General features: G+C 69.5%; 11 protein-coding genes and 2 pseudogenes. 6 read left to right on the top strand and 7 right to left on the bottom strand.

Annotated features, from left to right (window positions below; genetic code table 11):
• Positions 1 to 235 precede the first annotated feature (235 nt).
• The 3 genes and pseudogenes from AB0N06_RS36985 to AB0N06_RS36995 form a co-directional block, all read right to left on the bottom strand.
• Positions 236 to 2,497 (bottom strand): PA14 domain-containing protein, encoded by a 2,262-nt coding sequence (locus AB0N06_RS36985; RefSeq protein ID WP_366139074.1) that lies wholly within the window; start codon positions 2,495 to 2,497, stop codon positions 236 to 238.
• A gap of 267 nt (positions 2,498 to 2,764) precedes the next feature.
• Positions 2,765 to 2,902: pseudogene (locus AB0N06_RS36990) on the bottom strand (hypothetical protein); the annotation flags it as partial.
• Between the two features lie 115 nt (positions 2,903 to 3,017).
• Positions 3,018 to 3,215, bottom strand: a pseudogene (locus AB0N06_RS36995) (hypothetical protein); the annotation flags it as partial.
• A 250-nt stretch (positions 3,216 to 3,465) separates the two neighbouring features.
• Between AB0N06_RS36995 and AB0N06_RS37000 the strand changes: the two are divergent.
• Both AB0N06_RS37000 and AB0N06_RS37005 read left to right on the top strand, forming a co-directional pair.
• Positions 3,466 to 3,810, top strand: coding sequence for a hypothetical protein (locus tag AB0N06_RS37000; protein WP_366139075.1), 345 nt, complete (start codon positions 3,466 to 3,468; stop codon positions 3,808 to 3,810).
• Positions 3,811 to 3,812: 2 nt separating this feature from the next.
• Positions 3,813 to 4,214, top strand: coding sequence for a DUF6233 domain-containing protein (locus AB0N06_RS37005; protein ID WP_366139076.1), 402 nt, complete (start codon positions 3,813 to 3,815; stop codon positions 4,212 to 4,214).
• A gap of 191 nt (positions 4,215 to 4,405) precedes the next feature.
• Here the strand turns inward: AB0N06_RS37005 and arsM are convergent, their stop codons facing one another.
• Positions 4,406 to 5,299 (bottom strand): arsenite methyltransferase, encoded by an 894-nt coding sequence (gene arsM, locus AB0N06_RS37010; RefSeq protein WP_366139078.1) that lies wholly within the window; start codon positions 5,297 to 5,299, stop codon positions 4,406 to 4,408.
• Positions 5,300 to 5,403: 104 nt separating this feature from the next.
• On the opposite strand from arsM, the gene AB0N06_RS37015 reads away from it, so the two are divergent.
• From AB0N06_RS37015 to AB0N06_RS37025, 3 genes are read left to right on the top strand one after another with little or no spacing between them, the layout of a single operon-like run.
• Positions 5,404 to 5,778, top strand: coding sequence for a metalloregulator ArsR/SmtB family transcription factor (locus AB0N06_RS37015; protein WP_366139079.1), 375 nt, complete (start codon positions 5,404 to 5,406; stop codon positions 5,776 to 5,778).
• Positions 5,775 to 6,512 carry an MIP/aquaporin family protein gene (locus AB0N06_RS37020; RefSeq protein WP_366139080.1) on the top strand — a complete coding sequence of 246 codons (738 nt, stop codon included), beginning with the start codon at positions 5,775 to 5,777 and terminating at the stop codon, positions 6,510 to 6,512. The genes AB0N06_RS37015 and AB0N06_RS37020 overlap by 4 nt, the downstream gene beginning before the upstream one ends.
• Before the next feature lie 26 nt (positions 6,513 to 6,538).
• Positions 6,539 to 6,961 (top strand): arsenate reductase ArsC, encoded by a 423-nt coding sequence (locus AB0N06_RS37025; RefSeq protein WP_366139081.1) that lies wholly within the window; start codon positions 6,539 to 6,541, stop codon positions 6,959 to 6,961.
• A gap of 18 nt (positions 6,962 to 6,979) precedes the next feature.
• On the opposite strand, the gene AB0N06_RS37030 is transcribed toward AB0N06_RS37025, so the two are convergent.
• Positions 6,980 to 7,111, bottom strand: coding sequence for a hypothetical protein (locus AB0N06_RS37030; protein WP_366139082.1), 132 nt, complete (start codon positions 7,109 to 7,111; stop codon positions 6,980 to 6,982).
• A 54-nt stretch (positions 7,112 to 7,165) separates the two neighbouring features.
• Here AB0N06_RS37030 and AB0N06_RS37035 point away from each other — a divergent pair, with 54 nt between their 5' ends.
• A complete protein-coding gene (locus tag AB0N06_RS37035; protein WP_366139083.1) occupies positions 7,166 to 7,291 on the top strand; it encodes a hypothetical protein in 126 nt (41 codons plus the stop codon).
• A gap of 456 nt (positions 7,292 to 7,747) precedes the next feature.
• Here AB0N06_RS37035 and AB0N06_RS37040 read toward each other — a convergent pair whose 3' ends face one another.
• Both AB0N06_RS37040 and AB0N06_RS37045 read right to left on the bottom strand, forming a co-directional pair.
• Positions 7,748 to 8,125 (bottom strand): VOC family protein, encoded by a 378-nt coding sequence (locus tag AB0N06_RS37040; protein WP_366139084.1) that lies wholly within the window; start codon positions 8,123 to 8,125, stop codon positions 7,748 to 7,750.
• Positions 8,126 to 8,198: 73 nt separating this feature from the next.
• A complete protein-coding gene (locus tag AB0N06_RS37045) occupies positions 8,199 to 8,567 on the bottom strand; it encodes a hypothetical protein (RefSeq protein WP_366139085.1) in 369 nt (122 codons plus the stop codon).
• Positions 8,568 to 8,917: the final 350 nt, after the last annotated feature.

Raw genomic sequence — 8,917 nt, forward strand, 5'->3', positions numbered from 1 at the left:
CCTTGTACGACGGCGGCGTACTACCCACGGACAACTCCTCCCAGCATGACCCACCAGAAGATCATCCCACCCGGTCAGTCAACGTGACAGTGCCCACGCCGGCGAAGCCGACGCCGCGCGCAGGGTCACGACGGAACCGTCACCTTGATCGCACTGCCGCCCTCCGACGCGAAGGCCCCGCCGTCCGAAAGCATGAGGCGTCCGGACGGTGGGGGCTGAGGGATCGAGCGGGGTGTCAGGGCGCCATCATCAATATCCCGAACGGCACGGCCTGCGGGGCCGATTCAGTGCCGTCGGCGGCCACGGCGGTTACGACGTAGTAGTAGTACGCCGGCGCCAGACCGGGGTCCATGTACGTCAGTGCCGTCACGCCCGTGGCGATGCGGTGCTCAGGGGTGAAGACGTCCGAGCTGGACGTGGATCGGTAGACGTTGTACGAGACGGTCGCACCCTGGTCGCATGCTCCGACCTCCCAGTTGAGCTGGACGTAGTCCGCGCCCCTGCCGCCCCCGGTGATCCGGGGGGTGGCCGGTGCGGTCAGGACCGGGCAGGCCACGGTGACCTCGGCCATCGGCGAGAAGTCGGACCACATGCTGTGCGTGCTGACGGCGCGCACCACGTAGTGCCACGTATTGCCGGCGGGCACGTTCTCATTCGTGAACGTAGTCCCGGTGATGCGCGGGGAGACCGGGTAGGCCGTCGTGGGGTCCGTGCCGGTCGTGCGGTAGACGTAGTAGCCGGCCACATCGGTCGACGTGCTCGCGGTCCACTCCACCTTGACGTTGCCGTTCTCGGCCGTCGCGGTCACCGAGGCGGGCGCGGCCGGCTTCTCGTAGACCGGCAGGCGTTTGCCGTTGACCGTGCCATAGCCGGGCTCGGGCATGCGGGAGATGTTGCCGGCCGCGTCGACGGCGCGGACGGTGTAGCCGAACTGCACGTCGACCGGGACGCTGGCGTCCAGGTACTTGACGTCCCGCACCACGGCGATCTGCTCCCACGCGCCGAACATCGGCTTGCGCATGACGAGGTAGTGATCCGTGTCGTCGGTGTTGGCCGTCCAGGCGAGGTGCACGCCATCAGTGCCGTTCCACGCGTTCAGGCCGTACGGCATGTGCGGCGGGGTGACGTCGCCGGTGCGGGTGGCCGAGGCCGTCGCCGACGGGTTCGACTCCGTGCCGTGCGTCGTGACCGTCCTGACCTGGTAGTAGCGCACCTCGCCGACGGGCGCTGCGTAGTCGTCGTAGCCGGGGCCGGTGACCGGCGTCTCGGTCAACCGGGTCCACGGACCGGCGGCCGACTCGGCGGCATAGATGTGGAACCGGTGGGACGCGTCACCGTCGTACCGCCAGCCGACGGTGTTGCGGTCGACCCAGCCGTTCGCGGAGATGGCCGTCGGCGGCAGCGGCTTGGCCTCGGTGGCGTCGAGCTGGATGGGCGCGGAGTACGCGGAGGCGTTGCCCGCGCTGTCCTTGGCCCGCACACGGTAGTAGTAGGTCGTGCCCACGGCGGCGGACAGGTCGGTCAGGGCGGCGCTCTGCGTGGGCGTGCCGACGGAGGCGAACGGCCCCTCGGGCGCGACGGCCCGCTGCACCTCGTAGGAGCTCGCCCCGCTCACCGGGGACCAGGAGAGCCGGGCGCCGGCAGACGGGTCGTACGTGGCCGTGAGCCCGGTGGGCACGGCGGGGGCCGTCCTGTCGGCGCTGACGACGCTCGTCACCGCGGACAGCGCGGAGACGTTGCCGGAGCGGTCGACGGCGCGGAGGGCGTACTCGTAGGTGGCGCCGGTGGCCGGGGGCGCGTCGGTGAAGGTGGTGCCCGTGATCAGGGTGGAGTTGCGCAGGCTCCAGCCGCTGGTGCCGGCGGTGCGGCGGTAGACGCGGTAGCCGGCCAGGTCCATCTCTTTGTTCTTCGCCCAGGCGAGCTTGGCCTTGCCGGCGGCGGTGTCGTAGGACGCGGCAGCGCCTGTCGGAGTCAGCGGCGCCACCTTGTCGACGGTCGCCGAAGTGCGGGGTGTGTAGACGAACTTGACGTTGGCCGCGCCCGTCCAGTTGACGAAGTCGACGCGGAGGGAGTGCTTGCCGGAAGGGATGGTGACGTTGACCGTCTTCGACACCGTCGTCGAGACGTTCTTCCACAGGTCGACCTTGCGGGTGCCGTCGAGATAGACGCGGATGCCGTCCTGGGCCGAGGCGGCGAAGGTGAAGGGGCCGCCGGAGCCGAAGTCGCGCGTCACGGTCCAGCGGACGGCGAAGTTGTCCTTCGGCAGCCCGGTGGCCGGGGCGCCGGTGCGCCAGTTCTGGTCGATCGCGCTGTCGCAGTCCGTCTTCTTCGGGGTACCCGAGAAAGTGGTGTTCGCGAAGAACTGCCGCTTATAAAGGGGCGACGTGCAGGACGTCGTGGCGGAGGCGGGGGCGGTGGCCGCGGTGAGCAGTGCGCCCGTGGTGGCGAGCACCACCGCGATGGCCGCTGTGACGGTGGCGCGTCTGACTGGTTTCATTCGATCCTCTGTCGGGGGGCGCGCGGGGCGCGGGACGGGGGAACGGCTACCGAAAGCCGTCGTGATTCACGACGCACGAGGAAAGGCATCGGTTGTACGGATCTTTTGCCTACCGATTAACTGATCATTTCAGAATGAGGTTCGTAGGCGGCGGAGGCAGATGAGACTGCAGGCCAGTTCGAGCAGGCCCTGGTGGAGGTCGGCTCGTCGTTCGCGTTGCACCAGGCTGTCGGCTCCGACCCGGACCCACAGGTGCTGTGCCTCGGTTTCGGCCAGGACCTCGCCGACCACGCGGGTCTGCAGCTGCTCGATGAGCCGGCGCACCGGCGGTGCGCCCAGGGCCCACAGGGCCTGGACGCTGCCGGGCGGGCGGAAGACGAGGTCGGTGCCGGACCGGTTCTGCACCCGGTAGCCGGGCCGCCCGGGCGGCCGCTGCGGGACTGTCGCCGGCGCCCAGGCGGTCGGCAACGATGCGGTCCGCGTCTGGGTGGAGGCCCTCGCCGAACAGGTTCCGCATCCGCCTCTCGGTGACCGGCGCCCCGGCCGTCAGGCCGACCGCGGGCAGTGCCCGGCCCATCCACACACCCGGCGGGAGACCCGCCTCCTCCTGCGCCTGCTCCAGGCTCTTCCCTCGGGGCCGACGGCCGTCGCCGACCGCCACCTGACGCCCGTAGTACTTGTATGCGGAGCCCTTGCTGACTTGCTTGAACGTCATCATGCGACCCAGCACAGCACCGAAAAAGTGCTGGTCAACGGCCTAAACCGGAAGCTCCCGTGGGGCGGGACGAAACCACGGATTCCTTGGTCCGGTATCCCGCGTCACGGGCAGTTGGCAGCCATGCTTCCCACATCGGCTCCAGACCGGCAGAGCTCCGATGCCGAAGGAAAGTTCACCCGCTAAGCCACAGTCACGGGAACGGTCAGCGCGCCGCTCGCATTCGAAAATCGAACACGCGTACCATTCAGATGTGCCCACGTACGACTTTCCCGAGGACCTGCGCGACGCCCAGCTCGCGCTGCACCAGACCCGCGCCGCATACGAGCAGTACGCCGCCGGCCTGCCCTGGTCGGCGGAGCCGATGCCCGGCTGGGACAGCGAGAGGCAGCCGTACACCAGCTTCCGCTCCGGCAAGGCCGACAGCCCCGGCTACACGCAGGAGCAGGCCGCGGAAGTGCGCCGGTTCCAGGCGGAACTGCTCCAGCTGAGCACCGAAGTGGCCACGCACCCGTACTGGGCGACCCTCGACAGCGGTGTGGTGGCGGCGCGGATGGCGCTCAAGCACGCACACGAAACAGCAGACGAGGCGGCGTAGCCGTGTCCGACCCCGGGTCGATAACCCGCCTCGACAAGCTCCGGACTCTTCAGGAGTGGCTGGACTGGCAGCTGCGCCAGACCCGGGACCGGATCCAGCAGCTCGAAGCCCAAGAACGCCAGGGCCAGCAGCGACGGGCGCCGGAGCGGCAGCGCGGCGGGGAGGAGGGGAAGGCGCCGGTCGAGAAACGGGAGAGCGAGAATCGACGCCCGCGCACCTTCCCGGAGTGGGGCATCACCGACATCGGTATCGGCACCCTGCGGTCCGAGGTCCACCGCGGGGACTGTTTCGCCGCCGGAAAGCAGCTGCGGGCCATCAGCCGGGAGCAGGCCCTCGCCGCCCTCGGTGACGGAACTCAGGCCTGCGAGGTGTGCCGGCCGGACACCGCACTCGGCGCGCCGTGATCAGCGCCTGGTCGCAGCATGAAAGTTGTGGAACTCCCGATCAACCTGGCGCTGGCCCGTGCCGTACCGGTGCTGCCGCAGGGTCCGGGCTGCTGGTGGGCTTATGGACAGGGCTTGGACTTGTCCGTTGTCCACGACGGAAGCGGAGTCGGGGCTTCCCCAGCTTGTGGGCTCCCGACCCCGTTCTTGTGTCAGTCTTGGCAGCCGCACCCTGACGCGGTCTTGGACTCGGTCACCGTGAGGGCGGGGTCGACGGAGGTCTCGGCGGGTGTACAGCAGGCGTAGACGCCGCAGCAGGCATCACTCGACTCGGCAGTCGGCCGGGCCCTTTCGGCTGTCACCGGTTTCGTGGCGCGGACGATCGCGGAGTGCATGCCGTCGGCGACCGGGTGGGTCGGGATGATCTCGACGTCCGTGAACCCGGCGGCTTCGAGTCCGGCGCGGTATTCGGCGAAGGACAGGGCGCCGGCGATGCAGCCGACGTAGTCGCCGCGCTCGGCCCGCTGGTCGGGGGTGAGGGTGTCGTCGGCTACGACGTCGGAGACGCCGATCCGGCCGCCGGGCTTGAGGACGCGGAAGGTCTCGGCGAAGACGGCGGGCTTGTCGGTGGACAGGTTGATCACGCAGTTGGAGATGACGACGTCGATCGTGTTCGCGGGCAGCGGCACGGCTTCGATCGTGCCCTTGAGGAACTCCACGTTGGCGGCGCCCGCCTTCGCGGCGTTGGCCAGGGCCAGGGCGAGCATCTCCTCGGTCATGTCCAGTCCGTACGCCTTGCCGATGGGGCCGACGCGGCGGGCGGAGAGCAGGACGTCGATGCCGCCGCCGGAGCCGAGGTCCAGGACGCGCTCGCCTTCGCGGAGTTCGGCGACGGCGGTGGGGTTGCCGCAGCCGAGGGAGGCGGCCACCGCATCGGCCGGCAGGGCGTCGCGGTCGTTGGCGGCGTAGAGGGTCGAGCCGAAGTTCTCGTCGACCTCGACCGGCTCGGGCCCGCAGCAGGCGGCGCCGCCCTCGGTGACCTTCACGGCTGCGGCTGCGTACCGCTGGCGGACGGTTTCGCGCAGGTCGGTGGACTGCTCGCTCATGACTTCACTCCTGGATTACGGGCATGACGGTGCCCGGAACGGCTTGCATTGACGTTCATTGATGCAACCTTGCGCCTTGGATCGAAAAACGTCAACATAGAGGAATGTCGAAACAAGAGCTTGAGGTGATCGGCCAGGACGCCGCCTGCTGCCCGGGCCTGTCCACCGCGCCGCTGGACGAGGACCAGGCGGCCGACCTGGCGAAGGTCTTCAAGGCCCTGGGCGACCCCGTGCGGCTGCGGCTGATGTCGATGATCGCCTCGCGCGGGGACGGCGGGGAGGTCTGCGTGTGCGAGCTGACCCCGGCCTTCGACCTGTCCCAGCCGACGATCTCCCACCACCTCAAGCTGCTACGACAGGCCGGCCTCATCGACTGCGAGCGCCGCGGGACCTGGGTGTACTACTGGGTGCTGCCCGGTGTCCTGGACCGGCTCGCCGGGTTCCTGACCACCGCGCAGCCCGCCGGGGCCACGGCGTGACCGCGCCGCTCGGCCGCCGGGTTGTCGCCGAGGCGATCGGGACCGGGCTGCTGGTGGCGGTGGTGGTCGGTTCCGGTATCCAGGCCACCGAGCTGTCGCACGACGTTGGTGTTCAGCTGCTCGCCAACTCCCTGGCCACCGTCTTCGGCCTGGGCGTACTGATCGCCCTGCTCGGGCCGGTCTCCGGCGCGCACTTCAACCCCGCCGTGACCCTGGCCGCCTGGTTCACCAGCCGCCGCACCCCGGGCGGCTTCGCTCTGCGGGACGCTGCCGCGTACGTGCCCGCCCAGATCGCGGGCGCGATCGGCGGGGCGATCCTGGCCGACGCGATGTTCGCCAAGCCCCTGATGAAGCTCTCCACCCACGACCGGTCCACCGGCCACCTGTGGCTCGGCGAAGTCGTCGCCACGGCCGGGCTCATCCTGCTGGTCTTCGGCCTGGGCCGGATCGGCCGTGCCTCGCTGGCCCCGGCTGCGGTGGCCTCCTACATCGGGGCCGCCTACTGGTTCACCTCCTCCACGTCGTTCGCGAACCCGGCGGTGACCGTCGGCCGGGCCTTCACCGACACGTTCGCCGGGATCGCTCCCGGATCCGTCGCCCCGTTCATCGCCGCGCAGTTGCTCGGCGCCGCGCTCGGGCTCGCCGTCGTGAGCGCGGTCTACGGTCCGCACACCGCTGCGGCCCGCCGCGCGGCCGACGTCCCGCACAGCGAACCCGAACCCGCCACCTCCTGACCACACCCCCGAGAAAGACACCCTCCATGAGCACTCCCGCCTCACGCCCCTCGGTGCTGTTCGTCTGCGTCCACAACGCCGGCCGCTCCCAGATGGGCGCCGCCTTCCTCACCCACCTCGCCGGCGACCGCGTCGAGGTCCGCTCGGCGGGCTCCGCGCCCGCCGACTCCGTCAACCCGGCCGTCGTCGAGGCGATGAAGGAGGTCGGCATCGACATCTCCGCCCAGACGCCGAAGATCCTCACCACGGAGGCCGTGCAGTCCTCGGATGTGGTGATCACCATGGGCTGCGGCGACGCCTGCCCCGTCTTCCCCGGCAAGCGGTACCTGGACTGGCAGCTCGACGACCCGGCGGGCCAGGGCATCGAGGCCGTGCGGCCGATCCGCGACGCCGTCGAACAGCGGGTGCGCGGTCTGCTCGGCAAACTGGGCATCCTGGCCTCCGCCTGACCGCCGCCTGGGGCGCGATCAGGTGCCGAAGGGCGGGACCTGCTGCACGGTGAGGTCGTCGCGCAGCCGCAGGAAGCGCACCGGGTGGCGGTAGACGCCCTCGTCGACGGCGGTGTCGGCGAGGAACTCCGCCACAAGGTCGGGGCGCACGGGGTGGTACTCCAGCTCGCCGCGGGTGCCCCAGCCGGCACTGAAGCGGCGCCCGTGCCAGGGCTGATCGGCGTCGGCCGGGTGCAGCCGCTGAGCAAGCTCGCGCCGTACGACGGTGGGCAGAGGGGTCGTGCGGGCGACCAGCCGCAGGTGGCCCAGAGCGTCGTACCGGGCCAGTAGCAGCGTGGACGGAGCCGCCAGCGCCCCGGTGACCCCGCCGATCAGACCCTCGGAGGTGGTGCGGGAGCACTGGTGGAGTGTCGGTATTCGAGAGCTGCAGTATTCGCCCGCAGGGTGAGCGGCCCGGTCACGTCAGCGGTGACAAAGCGCACGCCTCTCGCCGCGACGGTGGCCCGTCTTGCTCGCGACGGGGAGAGGGGAGCCGCCTGACTCCGGGGTGCCGCCCCGATGCCGCAGAGTGGCCTGAACCTGGGCCCTGATGCCGACGGCTCCGCTCGTACTTCACCGACGGTCGGCGGGGAGAGCTTTAGCGAGTGTCTGGAAAGGCGGGACACCAGCGCTGGAGGCCCAGACGACTCTGCAAGGCTCTGTCATCGACGGTTGAACAGGCTCGGCCTGGGGATCCGCCGCCGACGGATCCCCAGGCCGAGGTGGGACCTCAGCCCGGCCTAGTAACTACTGCAGAACGGCAGTGCTGTTCGGGGGGTTGAATACGCAGAACTCGTTGCCTTCCGGGTCGGCAACGACGATCCAGCGAAAGCCGTGTTCACTGAGTTCTTCAGAGAGCCTCTCAGCGCCGAGCCGTTCCAGGCGATCGACCTCGGACACCAGGTCCGCGGTGCCAAAGTCGAGGTCAAGGTGCATGCGGTTCTTGCCCTGCTTGGGCTCTGGGACGTGCTGCAGGAGAAGAGTTGGTGCAGGAGCGGGCCCGACCAGGCTCAGGTAGGGCGGTCCGTGGAAGCCGCGCCGGTAGTCCAGCGGGGCGAGCGCAGCGAGCCAAAAGCCCGCTTGCGCGTCAGTGTCGATACAGTCCAGCGTCACAACGATCTGCATGGCGGAACGGTAGGAGGCTTGGTCCGCCGTGACGATCCATTTTCCGGCAGCACCGAGGTGGTGCTGCCGCTTTTCAGCCCAAGCATCCTCTGCAGTTGCAGTATCCGTCCGCAGGGTGAGCAGTCCTGTACCTCGGTCTGGTCACGTCAGCGACGACAAGTAATTCGGTCCAGTTCTCACCGGCGAGGGTGGCCCAGCGTTCGGCTGTCTTGGGGTGGATGCCGAGCATGTCAGCGATGACCATGGGTGGCAGGTCTACCAGGGCGTCCACCTCAGCAGGCACCTGCCGCGCCGCGCTCCCGCCGACCCCGCGCCGCCGGGGCGACCACGCCGCGGCCGCGCGCTGACGAACGGGATTGGCCCGTACGAGGTCCTGCTCGATCGCCCAGAGATAGAACTGGTTGACCGTGGAGACCTCGCGGTCCCAACTGGTGTCCTCCACACGAGGTCCGTGGTCGTCGCGACGACGCCACCACTCATACGCTGCCCGATCGTCCATGGTCGCGTCGCGCCAGTCGCACCGGCCTCGCCCGAACCACAGGAGTCGAAGTACGTACGCAGATCCCGGGCATGCGCGGCCTGGGTGGCTGCGTAGGTGAGAAGGGAGAACGTTTGTAGACGAGCTGCAGGAGCAGTCGCTTGTTGCCGATGTCCGGAATGTTGATGAGATTTGGAAACGCTTGTCTGGTGTGTCGGCGTCAGTGCGTTGTGGCAAAGGGAGCCCCTGTTCGATGAGCAGGGGCTTCTTCGTGTGCCGAGCATGATCGCGGAGGGGTAGGGGCAGACAGCGGA

It is taken from the genome of Streptomyces sp. NPDC051020 (assembly GCF_040683105.1).
Classification (GTDB): domain Bacteria; phylum Actinomycetota; class Actinomycetes; order Streptomycetales; family Streptomycetaceae; genus Streptomyces.